Genomic DNA, 19,632 nt, shown 5'->3' with positions numbered 1-19,632 from the left:
GGGGAGCCCGGCCGGTCTCACGGGAAGGCCGGCAGCTCGTGCAGCCCGAGCGCCAGCAGGGTGTCCAGCGCGCAGTGCGACACCTGCCAGTCGGGCAGCGGGCCGGCCGGTCCGGTCAGGGCGGTGCAGGCGACGGTGAGGGCGGCCTCGGCGACGAGCGGACCGTCGGCGAGGACGAAGGCGATGCCGTCCACCGCGCCGGGGCCGACCAGGATCCGGGAGTGTTCGAGCCGGGCCCGGGCGGGGAGCGCGCACGCCAGTCCGTCCCGGACGGCCTCGGGGGAGGGCGGCCGCGGGCCGTGCGCGGCCGCGGGGAGTCGGTCGGTCGGGGCCAGTCGGTCGGTCGGGGGGAACCGGTCGGTCGAGGGGTCGTCGGGGCGTTCCGGGGCGCGCAGGTGGAAGCGAATGACGTGCACGGGTGACAGCCTGACGGATCGTCGGCCCGGGCGGTGGCCTGCACGGTGTCAGAAAACTGTCAGGCAGCAAGATGTCACCGCTCCCGGCGGCACCGGCCTGGGGAATCGGAAGTCGGTCGGCCGTGATATGTACTCATTCCGGGGTGGTCGCAGCGCGGCCATGCGAAAGATGCCGACAACCGGCGATGATGTTCGAGGGGGCCACACATGCCGCTGTTCCGACGCCGCTCGGGCGGGGAGGGCGGGCAGGACCGGACCGGTCGGTTCGGGTTCGGGTTCGGGTTCGGCAGACGGGCCGCCGGGGCGTCCGCAGATGACCGGGACGCTGTCCGGTCCGGCGACCGGTCCGGCGCCGCCGGGGCGTCCGCGCCGCGGCTCGACCCGGCCTTCGGCGACGAGTCCGTCCGCCTGGTGCTGCGGCAGGCCGCCGCCGGGGACTTGCCGGCGCTGCGCCCGGCGCTGACCGCCGGGACGGACACGGCCGCCGGGACGGACGGGACGGACATGGCCGCCAGGGGCACTGGGACGGACGGGGCCGACCTGACCTGGCTGGTCGAGGCGATCGCCGACGTCCCCGGTGTCGAGGAGTGGACGGCCCGCGCGATCGCCGACGCCCCCGACGACCCGCTGCCGCTGCTGCTGTCCGGCGCCCGGCACGTCAGCTGGGCCTGGGAGGCGCGCTCCCGCGCCCAGGCCAAGCACGTCACCGAGGAGCAGTGGAAGCTGTTCCACCAGCGGCTGGACGTCGCCGAGGAACACCTGCTGGAGGTCGCCGAGCGCGAGCCGTCCTGGCTCGCCCCCTGGTACTTCCTCCAGATCAGCGCCCGCGGCGCCTCGCTCGGCCCGGAGGTCGCCGCCTGCCGCTTCGAGGCCGCCGCGCGCCGCGCGCCCGGGCACCTCGGCTCGCACCGCCAGCGGCTGCAGCAACTGTGCGCCAAGTGGGGCGGTTCGCACGACGCCATGCACGAGTTCGCCCGCTCCGCGATGCTGGCCGCCCCCGAGGGCAGCCCGCTCGGCGAACTGGTCGCGCTCGCCCACCTGGAGCGCTGGGTGGACCTCCCGGACGGCGAGGACCACGCCTACCTGGCCGACCCCACCGTGCTCGCCGAGCTGCAGGAGGCGGCGTTCCGCTCCGTGCTCCACCCGGACTTCGTACCGGTCCGCGGCTGGCAGGAGGGCTTCAACACCTTCGCGATGGTCTTCTCGCTGGCCGACCAGCGGAAGACCGCGCGGCTGCTGTTCGACGCGCTGGACGGCCAGGTGACCGAGTCGCCCTGGCGCTACCTGGCCGGCGACCGGGTCCAGGCCTTCCGCGCCCACCGCGACCGCTGCGCCGCGGGCTGACGCCGCCGCGCGTCCCGACGCGTGCTTCCACGCCTGCTGCCGCACCCGCTTCCGCGCCTCGTTCCACACCTGCTTCCACACCTCCTTCCGCATCTCCGCGACCGAAAGAGCCTCCGGTGTCCCCAACCGACAACCCGACGAGTGCACACACCTTCCAGGTGGACCTGCGGGGCCTGGTGGACCTGCTCTCCCACCACCTCTACTCCAGCCCCCGCGTCTACCTGCGCGAGCTGCTGCAGAACGCGGTGGACGCGATCTCCGCCCGCCGCGCCCTCGACCCCGAGGCGCCCGCCGCCATCACCGTCCGCGCCGACGACGAGCTGTCCGTCACCGACACCGGCATCGGCCTGACCGAGAAGGACGTCCACACCTTCCTCGCCACCATCGGCCGCAGCTCCAAGCGCGACGCCGACGGCCGGCTGGACGGCGCCGGACTGGCCGAGGCCCGCGGCGACTTCATCGGCCAGTTCGGCATCGGCCTGCTCGCCTGCTTCGTGGTCGCCGACGACATCACCGTGGTCACCCGCTCCGCCGCCACCCCGGACGCCCCGGTGATCGAGTGGCGCGGCAGCTCCGACGGCAGCTACACCATCCGCACCCTGCCCGCCTCGGCCAAGCCCGAGCCCGGCACCACCGTCACCCTCGCCCCGCGCACCGACGCCGCCGAGTGGACCCGCCCGGCCCGGGTGCTCACCCTCGCCCGGGACTTCGGCAGCCTGCTGCGCCACGACGTCACCGTGATCGACGCCAACGGCACCGAGCACCGGGTCAACCGCACCCCGCCGTGGGCCGGGCGGCACGGCTCCCCGCTGGCCCGGCGCGACGCGCTCGCCGAGTACTGCCGCGCCACCTTCGACTTCACCCCGCTCGACACCATCGAACTGGACCTGCCGCTGGTCGGCCTGCGCGGCGTCGCCTACGTGCTGCCGGACGCCGCCCCGCCCTCGCGCCGCAACGGCCACCGGGTGCACCTCAAGGGCATGCTGCTCTCCGAGCAGGCCGACGAACTGCTGCCGGACTGGGCGTTCTTCGTCCGCTGCGTGGTGGACACCGACGGGCTGCGCCCCACCGCCTCGCGCGAGGGCCTGTACGCCGACGAGACGCTGGCCGCCGTCCGCGACGCGCTCGGCGCCCGGATCCGCGACTGGCTGACCGGCCTGTCCGCCAGCGACCCGGCGCTGCTGCACCGCTTCCTCTCCGTGCACCACCTGGCCGTCAAGGAACTCGCCCGCTACGACGACGAGTTGCTGCGGATGATGCTGCCCTGGCTGCCGTTCGAGACCACCGACGGCAACGTCACCCTGGACGAGTTCGCCCGCAGTCACCCGGTGGTGCTGGTGACCCGCACGGTCGAGGAGTTCCGGCAGGTCGCGCCGATCGCGGGCGCGGCCGGACTCGGCGTGGTCAACGGCGGCTACACCTACGACCGCGACCTGGTGCACCGGCTGCCCGAGATCCGCCCCGGCGTCTCGGTCGACGACCTCGACCCGGGGACCGTCACCGCGCACCTGGACACCGTCGACCCGGCCGCCGAACTGGCCGCCGGGGCCTTCCTGGCGATCGCCCGCGAGGTGGTCGGCCGCTTCGACTGCGACGTCGCCCTGCGCAGCTTCCACCCGACCAGCGCGCCCGCCCTGCTGCTCGACAACCGGGAGGCCAGGCACGAGCGCACCCGCGCCCAACTCGCCGACGAGGCCGACGGGTTGTGGGCGGACATCCTGGGCTCGCTGCGCGCCGAGGTGCCCCGCGCCCAGCTGGTGCTGAACCACCTCAACCCGCTGGTGCGCCGCGCCGCCACCGTGGTGGACCGCGAACTGGCCGTCACCGCCGTCGAGGCGCTGTACGGGCAGGCCGTGCTGATGACCCGGCGCCCGCTCAAGGCCAGCGAGTCGGCGCTGCTGAACCGTTCGTTCATCAGCCTGCTCGACCACGCCATGCTCGGCCACGAGGCGGCCGGCCCGGACCGGCCCGGTCGGAAGGAGGCGTGATGCTGGACTCCACCGAAGCGGTGATGGCCGCGCTGCGCGAGAACGACGCCCGCCCGTACGGCCGCACCCGCACCGTCACGGCCGAGGAACTCGTCGACGCCGCAGAGCAGTTCGACGACACCGGGGTGCGCTCGATGGCCCTGCTCGAACTCATGGAGGCCTACGAGTACGACGGCGAGCGCAGCAAGAGCCCGGTGGTCTTCGCCCGGGTGCTCAAGCTCTGGGACCAGGACCCGGACGGCTTCGGCGAGTGGGCCCGGCACCAGGTGTACTGGCGCTTCAAGTGGGTGGCCACCGCGCTGCTGGACACCCCGGACGTCCCGCTCACCGCCGTCCGGCGCTGGCACACCGAACTGCGCGACCGCTACCGCGGGGCCGGCTTCGACCTCCAGCCGTACTACGCCCAGCGCTACCACCTGGCCGCGCAGACCGGCGTGGACGTCCAGGACGCCTACGAGCTGTGGACGGCCCGCCCGCGCACCGAGCTGAGCGACTGCCACGCCTGCGAGACCCGCGTCCGGGCCGAGCACTTCCTCACCGCCGGGGACGACGCCCGCGCGCTGGAGGTCCTCGCCCCGGTGCTGGACGGCCGCAGCGGCTGCGAGCAGGAGCCGCACCTCAGCCAGGCCACCGCCCTGCTGCCGCTGCTGCGCCGCGGCCGGCTCGACGAGGCCCGCTCCGCGCACCTGACCGGCTACCGCTACGCCCGCGGCAAGGCCGCGATGCTCGGCGCGGTCGGCCGGCACCTGGAGTTCTGCGCGCTGTCCGGCAACGAGCCGCGCGGCCTGGAGCTGCTGGCCGAGAACCGCGACCTGTTCGCGGTGACCGGCGAGCCCGCCGCCCGGCTGGAGTTCCTGACCGGCGCCGAGGTGCTGGTCGCCGCGCTGGCCGGGGCCGGCCACGGCGGTCTCCCGGTCAGCGGCCCGGCCGGCACCGGGTGGACGGTGGACACCCTGCTCGCCCACCTGCGCACCGAGGCCGACGCGCTGGCCGCCCGCTTCGACGCCCGCAACGGCACCGACGCGGTGAGCGCCGCCCGGCGGGCCCGGCTGGTCGTCGGTCCGCTGCTGGCCGAGCCGTTGGCGCTGGGCGTGCGGGCCGTGGCCGCGCCGGAGCTCGCCGCGGCGGCGCCGGCCGTCGCCCCGGCGTCGCGCCGGGTGGTCGAGCCGGAGCCGGAGGACTTCACCGCCCTGGTGCTGCGCGCCCGCGAGCTGGAGATCCTCGGCCACCCGGACGCCGACCGGCTGTGGAAGCGGGTCGTCGACCGGGTCGGCGCCGAGGGCTTCGTCTTCCCGGAGGACGCCGAACTCGGCGGCCCCGAGCGGCTGAGCGCCGAACTCGCCGAGCAGCGCGCCCACGACGCGCTGCAGCGCGAGGAGCACGCCGAGGGCGCCGCGGGCCTGCTGGAGGCCGCCGAGCTGTACGAGCGGGCCGGGCTGCCCGGCCCGGCGCTGATGGCCCGGACCCGCACCCTGATCGTCGAACTCGGCGACGTCGAGGGCGCGGTGGCCGACTGGACGGCGCTGGACGCCGCGCTGGAGCGGGCCCGGGAGCTGCGCGCCGAGGGCCGGATGCTCGACGACGACTACCTGATCATCCTGCAGTCGCGCGCCTACGCCGCCCACCACGACCTGGTCGAGGCGCTGCCCGAGCCCCCCGCCGGGACCGTCGAGCGCTTCGAGGCGGCCGTCGGGGCCTACCGGGGGACCGCCGTCGAGCTCGGCTCCGCCCGCCGGGCCGCGACCTCCCGCCAGTACACCGCCGACGTCGCCGCCCGGCAGGGCCGACTGGCCGAGGCGGCGGCCGAACTGCACGAGGTGCGGGCCCAGTTGGAGACGGCCGAACTGCCGTGGCACACCCCGCGGGTGCTCGGTCTGCTCGGTCAGGTGCTGCTGCAGCAGGGCGAGCCCGGCCAGGCCGCCGAGGTGTTCCACCGGGCGCTGGCCGAGGCCGTGCGCTGGGGCGACGACGCCTACCCGTACGCGCCGACGTACATGATGCTCGGCCACGCGAGCATGCAGGTGGAGGACTACGGCGGGGCGGTGCGGGCGCTCTCGGAGGCCGCCGCGCGCTACGACCGGCAGGGCGCCGAGGCCGTCGAGGAGGCGGCCCAGGTGCGGTTGCAGCTGGCCGACGTGCTGCGCGGCACGGGCCGGGCGGCCGACGCGGTGGCCGTGCTGGAATCGGTGCTGGACGCCTCGGCCGGTTCGGGCGCTTCGGCCGGTTCGGGCGGGCCGGGTGAGTCGGGCGGGGGCCTGGACGTCCGGATGGTCGCCCAGGCCCGGCTGGACCTCGCCCGGGGCCTGAGCGAGCTGGAGGAGTACCGGGACGCGGCCGAGGAGTACCTGCGGCTGGCCGACCTGGTCGCCGACTGGGAGGACCAGCAGACCCACACCATGGTCGCCTGCGAGGCCACCCTGGCGCTCGCCCGGGCCGGCCGCCGGGACGCCGCCGAGGCCGCCCTCGGCCGGGCCCGGGAGGCCCACGGCAAGGCCCCGCAGATCGACCAACTGGCGGCCACCCTGCGGGAGTTGGCTCAGCTCACGATGCGCGCCGAGGGGGCCGAGGGGCTGGACGCGTCGCTCGCCCTGCTGGCCGAGGCGGACGCCGTCGGCGAGGCCGCCGACCGGGCCGGCCAGGAGTACGACGGCTGGTACCTGCGCGGCGGCTCGCACTACGAGCGGGCCCGCTGCCTGGCCATCGCGGACCGGCACGAGCAGGCGCTGAGCGAGGCCGAGCGGGCGATCGTGGAGTACGGGCGGCGCGCCGAGCAGGCCGGGTCGGCGCGGGCCGGGTCGCTGCGGGCGGAGGCCGTCCGGCTGGCCGCGCTGATCGAGGGCGGCGACCTGGGCCGGCCCGGGGCGGCGGTGCAGCGGCTGACCGCCGGGATCGCCCGCTGCGAGGCGGCCGGGCTGGGCGAGGCCGCGGAGGTGCTGGCGGAGCTGCGGGAGCGGTTCACCGCCGCCTGACGGCGCGGGGCGGGCGCTGCGGGTGGTTCCCCGCGGGCGCCCGCCCCTCGTTCAGCCGGTGGTCGGGATCAGCACGGGCCGTCGTCGGCCCAGACGCCCCACTGGCCGCTGGCGCTCGGCACCTCGTTCAGGGTCCACCACTTGGCGTGGTAGTCGTGCCCGTTGTACGAGACCTTGCTGCCCGCGGTGTAGGTGGTGCTCGCGCTCCAGGCCGGGACGGTGCAGGTGCCCGGGCCGGTCGGCGGCGTGGTGGGAGGCGTGGTGGGCGGGGTGGTCGGGGGAGTGGTGGGGGGCGTGGTCGGGGGCGTGGTGGGCGGGGTCGCCCCGGCGAACTTCACGGTGTACTTGGTGAAGTCCCAGTCGCTCTGCGCCACGCTGGAGCAGGAGCCGGACAGCCCCGGGTCGACGTTGCCCGCGCACTGGCGGTCCCGGTTCACCGACCAGTAGGTGTAGCGGGCCAGGCCGTGCGCGGTGGCGAAGTCCAGCACGGTCTGGAAGTCGGCCTGGTGGAAGTACTCGGCGGCGTCGGTGCGGCCGTTCATCAGCGACACGCCCTCGTGGGCGTACGCGGTGGCCTCGTTCCAGCCGAAGGTGGTCTGCAGGATCTGGTTGAACTTCACCAACGCGTCGGTCTGCGCGGCGGCGCCGTTGAAGCCGCCGTCGAACGGCATGATCGAGAAGTTGTTCGGCGTGAAGCCCTGGGACTTGGCCTCGTTGAGCATCTGGGTGCCGAACCAGCCGGTGCCCGCGTTGGTCCCGGCGGTGGTGATGGAGACGTACAGGCCGGGGTTGTTCTGCTGGAGGATGCGCGCCGCGCCGATCTCGTTGTGGATCGCGGCGGTGTTCTCGTACTCCGGCTCCTCCAGGTCGAAGTCGATCGCCTTGAGGCCGTACTTGGTGACCACCTGCTGGTAGCCCGCGGCGGTCGCCTCCGGCGTGCCGCAGACCTGGCCCAGCTTCGTCCCGCCGTAGCCGCCGACCGACACCGAGACGTCCCCGCCCTTGCCGCGGATGGTCTGGATGACGCCGGGCATGGTGGTGTCGGAGTCGATCGAGGAGGTGCCGCCCCAGGCGGGCGAACAGCTGTTGCCCTGGGCGAGGATGAAGGCCAGTTGGAAGGCCTTCTGCCCGGTCGCGTCCATCACGGCGGCGGCGTCCGGCGGGCTGTTGTCCTCGGGCATCAGGTACGGCGCGGAGGCGTACCAGTTGCTGCCCAGGCCGGGGCCGGCGTCGGTGGTGGCCGCCGAGGCGGCGCCGGTGCCGGTCAGCGCGGCGACACCGCCGGCGACCAGGCCGAGTACGCCGGCGACGGCGAGGGCGGCCCGGTGCGGGCGGCGTCCGCGCGGGGAGGTGGGGTGCGGGGAGGTGGGGTGTGGGGGAAGAGCGCGCTCCATCGGAGGCCTTTCCAGGGGACGGCGGTGGGGGTGACGGGCCTGGTCGCGCCGGGTGTGGGGGTGGCGGGACGGCCGAACGGACCACCGGCGGCGGGTGGTTGCCGAAGGTCATCACTGGTATAGACCTGTTGGGGAAGGGTGGTCAACCCCGAAATGGTCAAGCAGTCGGGGCCGGGGTGGCGGCGGCCGGGGTGGCCGGGGTGGCGGCGGTCGAGGCGGCCGGGGTGGCGGCGGTCGAGGCGGCCGGGGTGGCGAACGGTCCGCCGACCGCCAGGGAGGCCAACAGCCCGCTGACCGCGGGGGACCAGGGGTGCGAGACCGGCCCGGTGAGGGTCAGGGTGCGGTGCATGGCCGGCCGGATCGGCACCAGCACGCAGTCGGGCGGCAGCATGGTCAGCGCCAGCGCGGGCATCACCGAGACCCCGACGCCCGCGTGCACCATGCCGATCAGCGTGTTGAGGTCGCGGATCCGGTGCCGGGGCGTGAAGCGGGTGCCGGCCCGGCGGTAGGCCTCGCGGATGTGCCGCTCGCAGCCGCCCTCGGAGAGCAGGAAGTCGTCGTCCGCCAACTCGCCCACGTGCACGGTCTCCTGGTCGGCGAGCGGGTGGTCGCGGCGCAGCAGCGCGTGCATCGAGTCGGCGCCCAGCGCGACCGCCCCCGGCGGCAGCGGTCCGGCGTCGACCAGGACCGCGGCGTCCACCGTGCCGGCCTCCAGCCAGACCGGCAGCTCGGCGTCCTCGCCCTCGAAGACCCGCACGGTGACCTGCGGGAACGCCGCCTTCCAGGCCTGCAGCAGCCCGGGCAGCAGCGCCTGGCAGACGGTGGTCGGCGCCGCCAGCCGCACGGTGCCGGTCGGGCCGCCGCGGTGCCGGGTGGCGATGGTCCGGACGGCGGCCGCGGCGGCGACGGCGGTGCGGGCGTGCGGCAGGACCTGCTCGCCGAGCGCGGTGGGGCGGCAGGGGGCGCCGCGGCGCAGCACCGGCGCGCCGAGCGAGCGCTCCAGCGCGGCGACGGCGTGCGAGACGGCGGACTGGCTGATGCCCAGTTCGTCGGCGGCCGCACCGAAGCCGCCGGTGTCGGCGACCGCGACCAGCGCCCTGAACTGGGCCAGATTGACCTCAGCGGCCATGAGACTTCCTCATCCTTGTGGCACCGTCACTTGTTGGACTCATGGTCCGCCGTCGGGCCACCCTCTGTCCAGGACGTCGTGCTGTCCAGGGCGTCGTGACGGAGCGGACGGAGAGGGAGGTGGTCGGGGTGCGGCGCTGGTGGCCGGGCTTCGTGGCACTGTCGGCGATCTGGGGCGCCAGCTTCGCCCTGATCAAGGTGGCGGTGGACGCCGGGGTGCCCCCGGTGTGGGTGGCGTTGTGGCGCAGCCTGCTGGGGGCCGTCACGCTGTGGGCGGTCCTGCTGCTGCGCGGCGAGCGGGCCCCGCGCGGCCGGGCGCTGTGGGGGCACTCGGCGGTGGTCGCCGTCCTGCTCAACACCGTGCCGTTCACCCTGTTCTCGTTCGGGGAGACCAGGGTCAGCTCGGTGCTCGCCGGGGTGATGAACGCGACCACCCCGCTGTTCACCCTGCTGTTCGCGGTGCTCACCGTCGCCGAGGAGCGCCGCCCGGGCGCCCGTCGGCTCTGCGGTCTCGGGCTGGGCTTCGTCGGGGTGCTCACCGTGCTCGGGGTCTGGCAGGGTCTCGGCTCGGGGGAGACCGTCGGCGCCCTGGCCTGCCTCGCCGCCGCCTGCTGCTACGGCGCGGGCTTCGCCTACCTGCGCCGGTTCCTGTCCGGCCGACCGGAGTCGGTGACCACCCTCTCCGCCGTCCAGATCACCTGCGCCGCAGCCGAGTTGTCCCTGGTCGCGCCCTTCGCCGCCGGCGCCCCGCACTGGCCGGGCGGCTCGGCCGCGGCGGCCCTGCTGGTGCTCGGCGCGGTCGGCACCGGCCTGGCGTACCTGCTCAACCTCGGCCTGGTGCGCGCGGCCGGCACCGCCGTCGCCTCCGCCGTCACCTACGTCATGCCGCTCTGGTCCACCGCCCTCGGCGCCGCCCTGCTCGCCGAGCCGGTCGGCTGGAACGCCCTGGGCGGCGGCGTCCTGGTGATCGCCGCGGTCGTCCTCACCCGCCCGTCCAGGGCCCCGTCCGCCGGTCCGGTGGCGGACCCGGAGGCGGAACCGGCTGCGGTCCCGGTTGCGGCCCCGGTGGCGGACCCGGGGGTCGACCGTGACCCCGGTGACCGGCCCGCGGCCCGGCGCGCACGATCGTGAGCGGTCCGGGGCGCCGCCGCCCGCCCGCTCGGGCTGACGTTCGGTGCCCGACGGATTACGGGTCGTGCCCGGAGGGCCGCTAGGGTGGCCCCGTGGTGAGGTCGTGGGATGCGGCGGTCGAGCGGGCACAGGACCGACTGGTGGCGGGGGTGCGCCTGCGGGCGGCCGTCGAGGGGGAGGAACGGCGGTTCGCCCGCTGGGACTTGGCGTCCCTGGTGGAGGGCGGACTGGGCGAGCGGGTGGACCCGGACGCGCTGGCGCCGCAGGCCGAACGGGGCTGGCGGGAGCGGCTGGGGGAGAGCGGCCGGGACTGGCCCGGCGGCGAGCTCTACCGGCGGCGCTACTGGATCCGGGACGACGCCGGCGAGGTCGCCGGGACGGTCGCGGTGGACAACTGGACCAAGGGCCCGAGCCAGCTCGCCGTCTCCTCGCTGTACGTGCGGCCCGAGGCGCGCGGCCGCGGACTGGCCGCCGCCGCGCTGGACGAGGTGTACGCGGCGGCGACCGCCGAGGGTCTGCCGGGCTTCCGACTGGAGGCGCACTGGACCTGGCAGTCGGCCGTCCGCTACTACCTGCGCCGCGGGCTGTGGGTGGTGGGCTGGAAGCGGTCGCTGTCCTTCGCCCGGATGCCCCAGCTCCCGCTCCACCGGGTGCGCGAGGAGGACGGGCGGCTGCTCCTGCTGGTCGCCGACCGGCAGCGCGGCTGGGTGCCGATACTGGCCGCCGGGCAGGAGGGCCGCTGGCTGCGGCTGGACGAGACGGCGGACTACCGGGGCTGCGACGGTTGGGTGCACGAGTACGCCCGGTCGACGCTGGCGCTTTACCTGGCGCTGGCGGGCCGTCCGCTGGTCCGCGGGCCGCAGTGGTGGGCGGAGGCCTGGCGGTGGGCGGACGCGGGCGAGCCGGAGGGGCTGGCGGTCCGGATCGAGGAGTTCGAGCGGGCCGCCCGGGCGACCGGCCGGGCCGGGGCCGGTGCGCACCGTCCGGTGGAGCTGCCGCAACCGGCCCCGCTGGTGTCCCCGCGGCTGGCAGACTCGGGGGATGGCTGAGATCGAGATCGACGGTGTGCCCGCCGACCCGGCGCGGCTCGCCGCCCTGGGGCTGCTCAACTACGGACACTTCACCACTCTGCGGGTCGAGGCGGGCGCCGCCCGCGGTCTGACACTGCACCTGGACCGGCTGGTCCGGGACTGCCGGACGCTGTTCGGCACCGAGCTCGACCGGGCGGCGGTCCGGGAACGGATCCGGGCCGTGCTGCCCGCCGACGGCGCGCCGGTGACCGTCCGGGTCACCTGCTACGACCCCGCGCTCGGCCTGGAGCGCCCGGCCGCCCCGGCCGCCCCCGCCCTGCTGGTGACCACCCGTCCGGCCGCGGCCGCCGTGCCGCCCCCGCTGCGGGCGCGGACGGCGCCGTACCGGCGTGAGCTGCCCGGGGTGAAGCACGTCGGCCTGTTCGGCCTGGTCCACCACCGTCGGGCCGCCCAACTCGCCGGGTACGACGACGTGTTGATCACCGACGACGGCGGCCTGGTGACCGAGGGCGCGACCTGGAACATCGGCTTCCTGGTCGGCGACAAGCTGGTCCGGCCGGAAGGCCCCAGCCTGCCCGGCGTCACCGAGGCGCTGCTGACCGGCGCGTACGACGGCCCGCAGTCCCGCGAGCCGGTCCGCGCCGCCGAGCTGGCCCGCTTCGACGCGGCCTTCGCGCTCAACGCGGGCATCGGCCTGCGGCCGCTCGCCGCCGTCGACGGCACCGCCTTCGATCCGGACCACCCGCTGCTCGCCGAGCTGCGCGCCGCGTACCTGGGGGTCGCCGCCGAGCCGGTGTAGCGAGCCGGGGCGGGGCGGGCGGTCGGCGGAGCGGTTCAGTCGGCGGGCGGTCGGAGCGGGTGCCGGCGGGAGTCGGCGGAGCGGGCAGGCGGGGGTCGGCGGAGGGGGCCGTCGGCGGGGGTCGGGGCTGGAGGATCGCTGGAGCCGATCGCCCGGACGGGTGACAAACCCCGTGGTAACCGGCGCAATGGGAGACCGGAGCGGCCCGAAACCCACGCGCACGGCTGATCATGACGAACCATCAGCGACGTTCGCGTCCGCCCCGCCCGACCCGCCGAAGCAGAGAGAGTAGCCCTCCATGAGCAGCCCCCCCGCCGCCGCGCCCCGCTGGCCGCTGATCCTCCTGCGCGTCACCGCCACCACCCTGGCCCTGCTGGCCGTGCTCCAGGCCATGCTCGCCGGCAGCTTCCTCAACGGCACCTACGACTCCCTCAAGGACCACGAGGGCAACGCGATGACGATGGCCACCGTGGTCGTCGCCCAACTGGTGGCGGCCCTCCTGGTGCGCCGGCCCGGACGCGGCCCGCTCTGGCCGCTGTGGACCACCGCGCTGCTCACCGTCGCGGTGATCGGCCAGATCGGCGCCGGCTACGCGCGGGCGATCGGGGTGCACGTGACCCTCGGGGTGCTGCTGGTCAGCGGCATCCTGTTCGCCCTGGTCGGCGCCTGGCGACTGCCGCTGCCCGCCCAGCAGGCCCGGGCCGACGGCGGGTCGGACGGCAGCGGCCGGCTGCCCCGCCCCGTCGGGCCGGTGGAGGTGAACCGGTGAACCGACGCCGGTTCCTCGGCCTCGGCGCGTCCGTGCTCGGCGCGGGCGCGCTGGCCTCGGTCGCCGTCCCCTCGGCGGCGTACCTGCTCCGCGAGGGCCGCCCCGGGCGGCCGCTCTACAGCGACCTCGACCTGCCCGAGGCCTTCCAGGTCCCGCTGCCGGTGCCGGCCGTGCTCAAACCGGTGCGCACCGACGGCACCAACGACTACTACGAGATCACCCAGCAGACCGCGAAGTTGGAGATCCTGCCCGGGGTGCGGACCGAGGCCTGGACGTACGGGGGGACCTTCCCCGGACCGACCGTGGTCACCCGCTCCGGCCGGGCCGCGGTGATCAAGCACCGCAACCAGCTGCCGGTGCCCTCCGTGGTCCACCTGCACGGCGGGCACACCCCGGCCGACAGCGACGGCTATCCGATCGACCTGCTGCTGCCGGTGGGCTCCACCGCCCCGGCCGCCTCCTCGATGGAGGGCATGCCGGGGATGGCGCAGATGGTCGGCCACAACCTGGTCGGCGAGCGCACCCACACCTATCCGGGCAAGCAGCGCGCCGCCACCCTCTGGTACCACGACCACCGGATGGGCTACACCGGGCCCGGCGTCTGGCGCGGCCTGGCCGGGTTCCACCTGGTCCAGGACGACGAGGAGGGCGCCCTGCCGCTGCCGCGCGGCGAACGCGACCTGCCGCTGATGCTCGCCGACCGCTCCTTCGCCGACGACGGCTCCTTCAAGTACCCGTCCGCCGACTCCTCGCTCGCCGTGCCCGGCGTCGCCTCCGGCTACATGAACGGCGTCCTCGGCGACGTCATCCTGGTCAACGGCGCGCCCTGGCCACGGTTGGACGTCGACCGCGCCCACTACCGGCTGCGCCTGCTCAACGCCTCCAACGCCCGGCTCTACCGGCTCGAACTGGACCCGCAGCCCTCCGGCGGCGACGCGCTGGTGCAGATCGGATCGGACGGCGGCCTGCTCGCCGCCCCGGTCAGCCACGACGCGATCGAGATCGCGCCCGCCGAGCGCTTCGACGTGGTGGTCGACTTCTCCCGCTACCGGCCCGGCACGCAGGTCCGCCTGCTGAATCGGTTCGGCAGCGGGCGTACCGCCGAGGTGATGCGCTTCGACGTCTCCTCCCGGGCGGTGAGCGACGACGCCAAGGTGCCCGCCAAACTGTCCGCCGTCGAGGAACTGGACGCCTCCGCCGCCGTCGCCACCCGCGACTTCACCTTCCGGCGCAGCCGCGGCGACGGCTGGACCATCAACGGCGACCCGTACGAGCCCGGGCGCATCCTCGCCACCCCGGCCCTCGGCAAGGTCGAGCTGTGGCGCTTCTCCACCGACGTGCACCACCCCGTGCACCTCCACCTCGACCCCTTCCAGGTGATCGGGCGCAACGGCGGCGACCCGGGGCCGTGGGACGAGGGCTGGAAGGACACCGTCGACCTGCGCCCGGCCGAGGCCGTCGAGGTGCTGGTGCGCTTCACCGACTACGCGGGGACGTACATGATGCACTGCCACAACCTGGAGCACGAGGACATGGCGATGATGGCCGACTTCACGGTCGGCTGAGTCCCCGGGCTCATCCGATCGGCCGAGTGCCGGGGAACGCGGTGGTGCGTACCCCGGCACTCGTGTCCTACCGTCGTGCGGAGGTGTGCCCACACCCGCGACACCCTCGACGGACGGAGCCACCGCCATGACCACCCCCGCCGAACGCCGCCGCACCGGGCGGGCCGCCCGGGAACGGATCTCCCGCTCCGAGCACGGCCGCTGGATCCCGTCCGCCGACCGGCCCGACCCGCTCGCCGTCCTGGCGGGCCAGGACGCGGACCGGGTCGCCCGACTGCTGCCGATCCGCTACGGCCGGATGGCCGACAGTCCGTTCACCTACCTGCGCGGCGCCGCCGCCGTGATGGCCGCCGACCTCGCCGCCGTCCCCGACACCGGGCTGACCGTCCAACTCTGCGGCGACGCCCACCTGTTGAACTTCGGGGTGTACGCCTCACCGGAACGCGCACTGCTCTTCGACGTCAACGACTTCGACGAGACCCACCCCGGACCGTTCGAATGGGACCTCAAACGGCTCGCCGCCAGCATCGCGGTCGCCGCCCGCGGCAACGGCCAGGACGACGACGGCGCCCGGCGCGCCGCCCGCACCGCCGCCCTGGGCTACGCCGCCGCGATGCGCCGCCTGGCCGGACTCGGCGAACTCGCCGTCTGGTACAGCCGGGTGGACGCCGCCGACCTGCCGGAGCGGATCCGCAAGGCCCGGCGGCGCAAGGCCGTCGCCGCCGACCTCGACCACGCCCGGCGCCGCACCAGCCTCCAGGCCTTCGGCAAGCTCGCCGAGGAACGGGACGGACGGTGCCGGATCATCAGCGCGCCGCCGCTCATCGAAGAACTGAAACGGACCGAACTGCGCGCCATCGGCGAGGTGTTCAGCGACTACCGGGCCGGCCTCGCCGAGGACCGCCGGGTGCTGCTGGACCGCTACCGCTTCGTCGACGCGGCGATGAAGGTGGTCGGCGTCGGCAGCGTTGGGACCCGCTGCTACATCGTCCTGCTGGAGGGCCGGGACCACCGCGACCCACTGTTCCTGCAGCTCAAGGAGGCCGGCCGGTCGGTGCTGGAGGACCACCTGCCGCCCACCCGGCTGGACGCCGAGGTCGCCGTCCACCACGGCGGGCGCCGGGTGGTCACCGGGCAGCACCTGCTGCAGGCCGCCAGCGACATCTTCCTCGGCTGGACCACCGACCCCGCCGGACGGCACTACTACGGCCGCCAACTGCGCGACATGAAGGGCTCGGCGGAGGTCGACACCATGACCCCCGGCGGCCTGCGGGCCTACGCCGAGCTGTGCGGGCGCACCCTGGCCCGCGCCCACGCCCGCACCGGCGACCGGCTCGCCATCACCGGCTACCTGGGCACGGCCGACACCTTCGCCGAAGCCGTCGCCGACTTCGCCCTGCGCTACGCGGACCGCTCGGCGGCCGACCACCGGCAACTCGTCGAGGCGATCGACGCGGGGCGGATCACCGCGACCCGGGGGATCTGAGCGGTTGCCGGGCGCCCCCGAAACCGGCTTGCCCGGACCGGGCGCGGTGCCGTTGGGTGGGGGACATGAACGAACTGCGCACCGACCGCCTGCTGATCCGCCGCTGGCGGGAATCCGACCTCGCACCGTGGGCCGCGATGAACGCCGACCCGGAGATCCGTGAGCACCTCGGCGGCCTCCTCACCCGGGAGCAGACCGACGCCTCGGTGGCGCGCTACGGGGCGGCGATCGAGCGGCGCGGGTACGGCTGGCTGGCCGTCGAGGTGCGGGGGAGCGGGGAGTTCATCGGCTTCGTGGGCCTGGACGACGTCGACGACGAGGCCCCGGTCGGCGGGGTCGAGATCGGCTGGCGGCTGGCCCGCTCCGCCTGGGGCCACGGCTACGCGACCGAGGCCGCCCGGGCCGTCCTCGCCCACGCCTTCGGCCCGCTCGCCCTCCCCGAGGTCCTCGCCCTCACCACCGCGGGCAACCTGCGCTCCCAGGCCGTGATGCGCCGCCTCGGGATGACCCACGACCCGGCCGAGGACTTCGACGACCCCGCCGCCCCGGCCGGCCCGCTGCGACACACCGTGGTCTTCCGCCTGCGCCGCGAGGAGTACGACAGTGGGGCCGCGCAGCAGGGGAGTTGACCGTGGACGGGGCGACGTTCGCCGCCGAGGTGGCCGAGGAGTGGCGGGCCCGGATCGAGGACGCCCGGGAGCGGGCGGCGGATTCCGAGCACAGCCACGCGATGTGGCGACTGCTGGAGGCGGCCGCGGCCGAGCCGGTGCTGCGGGCGCTGTTCCCGTGGACCTCCATGGCCTGCCTGAGCTTCTCCACCTCGACGGACTTCCGGGTCCGGGGCGGCGAGGGCTTTCCCGGCATCGTGGCCTGGCCCGCCGGCTTCACGGTGCTCGACCGGCCCGGCCGGTCCAGCACCGTGCTGTTGGAGACGGACGACCCGGCGGAGGCCGTCGGGTACGTGGTGGCCCGGCTGCGGGAGGGGCGGGCCTGAACCGTCCGCCGCTCCGGGGGGATTGTCACTGGGGTGTGCCAGGGTGACGGCATGTTGGCGATCACGGTGAAGTCGAACGACGAGCGGCACCTCGGGGTGACGGCGGAGGAACTGGCGGGGCTGGTCGGGCGCATCGGCGCCGGGGCCGACTCCTTCCTCGTCGTGCAGCGGATACCGGACCTACCGGACGTGTACATCCAGGTGTGCCACCAGGACGGCGGCGACTACACGCTCGAACACCGCGACGGCTCCGCCGCCCGGCACTTCGAGGTGCGGGTGGCCGGGCCGGATGCGGTGGCGGCGGCGATGACGGGGTGGGCGCGGCAGGAGCCGGGCTGGGGCGACGGCCTGGCCTGGGAGCCGCTCGACTTCGGCCCGACGGAGCCGGTGCCCGCGCCGGTGCTGGAGGCCGAGGAGCGGCGGCAGCTGGAGGAGCAGCTGCGGCTGACCCTGGCCTGCGGCTACACCGACCGGGCCCGGCTCGCCGAGCAGGCCGAGGAGTACCTGGTGTCGGCCGAGCGCCGCCCGCTCTCCCGCGCGCAGGCCGAGCAACTCGCCGACCGGCTCTGGCTGGAGCGGGTCGGCGTGCAGAGCGGCTGGATCGGCGAGACGGATCCGGAGCGCCTCGCCCGGGCCTTCACCGCGCTGGAGGAGACGGGCATCACGGCCCGGGAGGACTTCGCCTGCTGCCGCTCCTGCGGCGAGGCCGAGATCGGCGCGGTCGGCGAACCGGAGGCCCGGGGCTTCGTCTACTTCCACTCCCAGTGCACCGAGTCGGCCGCCGCCGGGCGCGGCCTGTCCCTGCTCTACGGCGGCTTCGACGGCTCGTCGGCGACCACCACGGCCGTCGGCCGCGAGGTGGTCGCCGCCCTGACGGCGGTGGGCCTGCCGACGCTCTGGAGCGGGGACCCGTCCGACGCGATCGAGATACGTCCGCTGCTCTGGCGCCGCAGGCTCGTCGGCTAGTAGTGGTACCGGACAGAGGCGGGATGGAGGCGAGCGGTGAGCGATGACGTGGTGTCGGTGATCCCGACCGATCCGCACTGGCAGCCCGATGCGGCAGCGGCCGAGCGGGCGTGGGCGGTGCTGGCCGGGCTGATCGAGGAGGACGACGGTGCCGAACTGGAGGTGACCTGGCACCGGCGGACGGCGGCGGTCGACTGCGGGGAGAACCTGGAGCGGATCGGCTGCCCGCACTGCGGCGGCTCGATCGAGCCGGGCTGGTGGGGCGACCTGCTGGAGGAGCACGCCGAGGACGGCTTCGCCACGCTCGCGGTGACGGTGCCCTGCTGCGGGGCGGCGACGACGCTGGACGCGCTGGCGTACGACCGGCCGTGCGGCTTCGCCCGGTTCGAGCTGGAGGTCTGGAACCCGGAGTGCCTCCGGTTCACCGAGGCGCAACTGGCGGCCGTGGCCGCCGCGCTCGGCCATCCGGTCCGTCAGATCAGGGCGCACCTGTGACGGCGGCCGAGGAGGCCTGGAGCCCTCCCGGGGGCCGCCGCCGCCCGGGAGGACCTCAGGAGCTCAGGGACCTCAGGGGACCAGCAGGTGCAGGGCCTCGCGGCGGACGGTTATCTCGACCGGGAGGTCGGTGATGAACTCGCCGTCGGCGTAGGCGGTGATGCCCGGCGACTCGATCCGGAGGGACTCGGTGCGCAGGGTGGTGACCTCCGGGTGGCTGACGTGGGTGCCCTTGAAGAGGGTGGGGAAGAAGCGGGCGATCCTCAGCCGGGGCATGGCGTCGACCAGGGTGAGGTCGAGCAGGCCGTCGTCCGGGAGGGCGGCGGGGCAGATCAGCATGCCGCCGCCGTAGCTGCGGGAGTTGCCGACCGCGGCGAGGGTGAGTTCGCGTTCGATGACGGTGCCGTCGGCGAGGGTGATCCGGAACGGCAGCGGCCGCAGGTTGGCGAACTCGGCGAGGATGGCCAGGTTGTAGCGCATCCGGCCGCGCGGCCAGCGCAGCCGGTTGGCCCGGTCGCTGACCAGTGAGTCGAAGCCGGTGGCGAGGACCGAGCCGTACCAGCGGACGCTGCCGTCCGGTCCGGTGATCCGGCCGAGGTCGATGCTCCGGGTGCGGCCGGCGGCGATCACGTCGGCGGCGGCCTCGGGGGCGCCGATCGGCAGTCCGTACTCGCGGGCGTGGTCGTTGCCGGTGCCCGCCGGTACGACGCCGAGCGGGACGGCGCTGTCGGCCAGGGCCTGGAGGGCGAGGTTGATCATGCCGTCGCCGCCGACCACGACCACCGCGTCGGCCCCGCCGGCCGCCGCCTCGCGGGCGAGCCGGACGGCGTCCTCGGCGGAGCGCCCGGCCTGCGGGTCGACCTCGATCCCGAGGCCGCGCAGCCGGGCGACGGCCCGGCGGGCGGCGGGTTCGGCGTGGCCGATGCCCGCCGCCGGATTGCTGAGAACGACGACCCTGCGGACGGTTCTCGGGCCGGTCATGGGCCCAACTCCCCTCTCGGTCAACTCTCGGTCAACGGAGTCGGGGGGGGGGGCGCGGGGGGGGGGCCCCCCCCGGGGGGGGGGGGGGGGGGGTTTGGGGGGGGGGGGGGGGCCGCCCGGGGGGGGTAGGCCGTGTCGGCGCCCCCGCTGGGGCCCCCCCGGTGGCCGCACGCCAC

General features: G+C 75.3%; 17 protein-coding genes. 13 read left to right on the top strand and 4 right to left on the bottom strand.

Going from position 1 to position 19,632, the window contains the following annotated elements:
• Positions 1-17: 17 nt before the first annotated feature.
• Positions 18-416, bottom strand: a complete 399-nt coding sequence (locus ACIP4P_RS18475; protein ID WP_400919661.1) for a hypothetical protein — start codon at positions 414-416, stop codon at positions 18-20.
• Positions 417-623: 207 nt separating this feature from the next.
• Here ACIP4P_RS18475 and ACIP4P_RS18470 point away from each other — a divergent pair, with 207 nt between their 5' ends.
• The 3 genes from ACIP4P_RS18470 to ACIP4P_RS18460 all read left to right on the top strand — a co-directional run bounded on the left by ACIP4P_RS18470 (position 624) and on the right by ACIP4P_RS18460 (position 6,717).
• Positions 624-1,760 carry a hypothetical protein gene (locus ACIP4P_RS18470; protein WP_400919659.1) on the top strand — a complete coding sequence of 379 codons (1,137 nt, stop codon included), beginning with the start codon at positions 624-626 and terminating at the stop codon, positions 1,758-1,760.
• 116 nt (positions 1,761-1,876) lie between these two features.
• Positions 1,877-3,748: an HSP90 family protein gene (locus tag ACIP4P_RS18465; protein ID WP_400919657.1), complete on the top strand. Its 1,872-nt coding sequence runs from the start codon at positions 1,877-1,879 to the stop codon at positions 3,746-3,748.
• Positions 3,748-6,717 carry a hypothetical protein gene (locus tag ACIP4P_RS18460; protein ID WP_400919655.1) on the top strand — a complete coding sequence of 990 codons (2,970 nt, stop codon included), beginning with the start codon at positions 3,748-3,750 and terminating at the stop codon, positions 6,715-6,717. Before ACIP4P_RS18465 ends, ACIP4P_RS18460 begins: the two co-directional genes overlap by 1 nt.
• A gap of 68 nt (positions 6,718-6,785) precedes the next feature.
• Here ACIP4P_RS18460 and ACIP4P_RS18455 read toward each other — a convergent pair whose 3' ends face one another.
• Both ACIP4P_RS18455 and ACIP4P_RS18450 read right to left on the bottom strand, forming a co-directional pair.
• Complete coding sequence (locus ACIP4P_RS18455; RefSeq protein WP_400919653.1) at positions 6,786-8,111, bottom strand: carbohydrate-binding protein; 1,326 nt, start codon at positions 8,109-8,111, stop codon at positions 6,786-6,788.
• 157 nt (positions 8,112-8,268) lie between these two features.
• Positions 8,269-9,240: a LysR family transcriptional regulator gene (locus ACIP4P_RS18450; RefSeq protein WP_400919651.1), complete on the bottom strand. Its 972-nt coding sequence runs from the start codon at positions 9,238-9,240 to the stop codon at positions 8,269-8,271.
• A 95-nt stretch (positions 9,241-9,335) separates the two neighbouring features.
• On the opposite strand from ACIP4P_RS18450, the gene ACIP4P_RS18445 reads away from it, so the two are divergent.
• The 10 genes from ACIP4P_RS18445 to ACIP4P_RS18400 all read left to right on the top strand — a co-directional run bounded on the left by ACIP4P_RS18445 (position 9,336) and on the right by ACIP4P_RS18400 (position 18,475).
• Positions 9,336-10,370 (top strand): DMT family transporter, encoded by a 1,035-nt coding sequence (locus ACIP4P_RS18445; RefSeq protein ID WP_400919649.1) that lies wholly within the window; start codon positions 9,336-9,338, stop codon positions 10,368-10,370.
• Positions 10,371-10,462: 92 nt separating this feature from the next.
• Entirely contained in the window at positions 10,463-11,419 is a 957-nt protein-coding gene (locus ACIP4P_RS18440; RefSeq protein WP_400919646.1) for a GNAT family N-acetyltransferase, read from the top strand.
• Positions 11,412-12,200: an aminotransferase class IV gene (locus ACIP4P_RS18435; protein WP_400919644.1), complete on the top strand. Its 789-nt coding sequence runs from the start codon at positions 11,412-11,414 to the stop codon at positions 12,198-12,200. The genes ACIP4P_RS18440 and ACIP4P_RS18435 overlap by 8 nt, the downstream gene beginning before the upstream one ends.
• Before the next feature lie 298 nt (positions 12,201-12,498).
• Entirely contained in the window at positions 12,499-12,969 is a 471-nt protein-coding gene (locus tag ACIP4P_RS18430; RefSeq protein ID WP_400919642.1) for a hypothetical protein, read from the top strand.
• Entirely contained in the window at positions 12,966-14,534 is a 1,569-nt protein-coding gene (locus ACIP4P_RS18425; RefSeq protein ID WP_400919640.1) for a multicopper oxidase family protein, read from the top strand. Before ACIP4P_RS18430 ends, ACIP4P_RS18425 begins: the two co-directional genes overlap by 4 nt.
• 127 nt (positions 14,535-14,661) lie before the next feature.
• The gene (locus ACIP4P_RS18420; protein WP_400919638.1) at positions 14,662-16,020 is read left to right on the top strand and encodes a DUF2252 domain-containing protein; all 1,359 of its coding nucleotides are present in this window, start codon (positions 14,662-14,664) and stop codon (positions 16,018-16,020) included.
• Between the two features lie 65 nt (positions 16,021-16,085).
• Positions 16,086-16,649, top strand: a complete 564-nt coding sequence (locus ACIP4P_RS18415) for a GNAT family N-acetyltransferase (RefSeq protein ID WP_400919636.1) — start codon at positions 16,086-16,088, stop codon at positions 16,647-16,649.
• A 2-nt stretch (positions 16,650-16,651) separates the two neighbouring features.
• Entirely contained in the window at positions 16,652-17,014 is a 363-nt protein-coding gene (locus ACIP4P_RS18410) for a DUF6193 family natural product biosynthesis protein (RefSeq protein ID WP_400919635.1), read from the top strand.
• A 51-nt stretch (positions 17,015-17,065) separates the two neighbouring features.
• On the top strand, positions 17,066-17,980 hold the full coding sequence (locus ACIP4P_RS18405) for a DUF6891 domain-containing protein (protein ID WP_400919633.1): 915 nt from the start codon (positions 17,066-17,068) through the stop codon (positions 17,978-17,980).
• A gap of 36 nt (positions 17,981-18,016) precedes the next feature.
• The gene (locus ACIP4P_RS18400) at positions 18,017-18,475 is read left to right on the top strand and encodes a hypothetical protein (protein WP_400919631.1); all 459 of its coding nucleotides are present in this window, start codon (positions 18,017-18,019) and stop codon (positions 18,473-18,475) included.
• 72 nt (positions 18,476-18,547) lie between these two features.
• Here ACIP4P_RS18400 and ACIP4P_RS18395 read toward each other — a convergent pair whose 3' ends face one another.
• Entirely contained in the window at positions 18,548-19,456 is a 909-nt protein-coding gene (locus ACIP4P_RS18395; RefSeq protein WP_400919629.1) for a diacylglycerol kinase, read from the bottom strand.
• Positions 19,457-19,632: the final 176 nt, after the last annotated feature.

The organism is Kitasatospora sp. NPDC089509, from assembly GCF_044749365.1.
GTDB lineage: Bacteria > Actinomycetota > Actinomycetes > Streptomycetales > Streptomycetaceae > Kitasatospora.
Note: the sequence above shows the minus strand (reverse complement) of the source record. Positions and strands in the feature narration are given on the sequence as shown.

Excerpts from the sequence above, each read along its gene's own strand:
- ACIP4P_RS18415 (WP_400919636.1), top strand. The coding sequence starts at position 16,086 with ATGAACGAACTGCGCACCGACCGCCTGCTGATCCGCCGCTGGCGGGAA.
- ACIP4P_RS18405 (WP_400919633.1), top strand. The coding sequence starts at position 17,066 with ATGTTGGCGATCACGGTGAAGTCGAACGACGAGCGGCACCTCGGGGTG.
- ACIP4P_RS18455 (WP_400919653.1), bottom strand. The coding sequence starts at position 8,111 with ATGGAGCGCGCTCTTCCCCCACACCCCACCTCCCCGCACCCCACCTCC.
- ACIP4P_RS18435 (WP_400919644.1), top strand. The coding sequence starts at position 11,412 with ATGGCTGAGATCGAGATCGACGGTGTGCCCGCCGACCCGGCGCGGCTC.
- ACIP4P_RS18460 (WP_400919655.1), top strand. The coding sequence starts at position 3,748 with ATGCTGGACTCCACCGAAGCGGTGATGGCCGCGCTGCGCGAGAACGAC.
- ACIP4P_RS18470 (WP_400919659.1), top strand. The coding sequence starts at position 624 with ATGCCGCTGTTCCGACGCCGCTCGGGCGGGGAGGGCGGGCAGGACCGG.
- ACIP4P_RS18430 (WP_400919642.1), top strand. The coding sequence starts at position 12,499 with ATGAGCAGCCCCCCCGCCGCCGCGCCCCGCTGGCCGCTGATCCTCCTG.
- ACIP4P_RS18395 (WP_400919629.1), bottom strand. The coding sequence starts at position 19,456 with ATGACCGGCCCGAGAACCGTCCGCAGGGTCGTCGTTCTCAGCAATCCG.
- ACIP4P_RS18420 (WP_400919638.1), top strand. The coding sequence starts at position 14,662 with ATGACCACCCCCGCCGAACGCCGCCGCACCGGGCGGGCCGCCCGGGAA.
- ACIP4P_RS18450 (WP_400919651.1), bottom strand. The coding sequence starts at position 9,240 with ATGGCCGCTGAGGTCAATCTGGCCCAGTTCAGGGCGCTGGTCGCGGTC.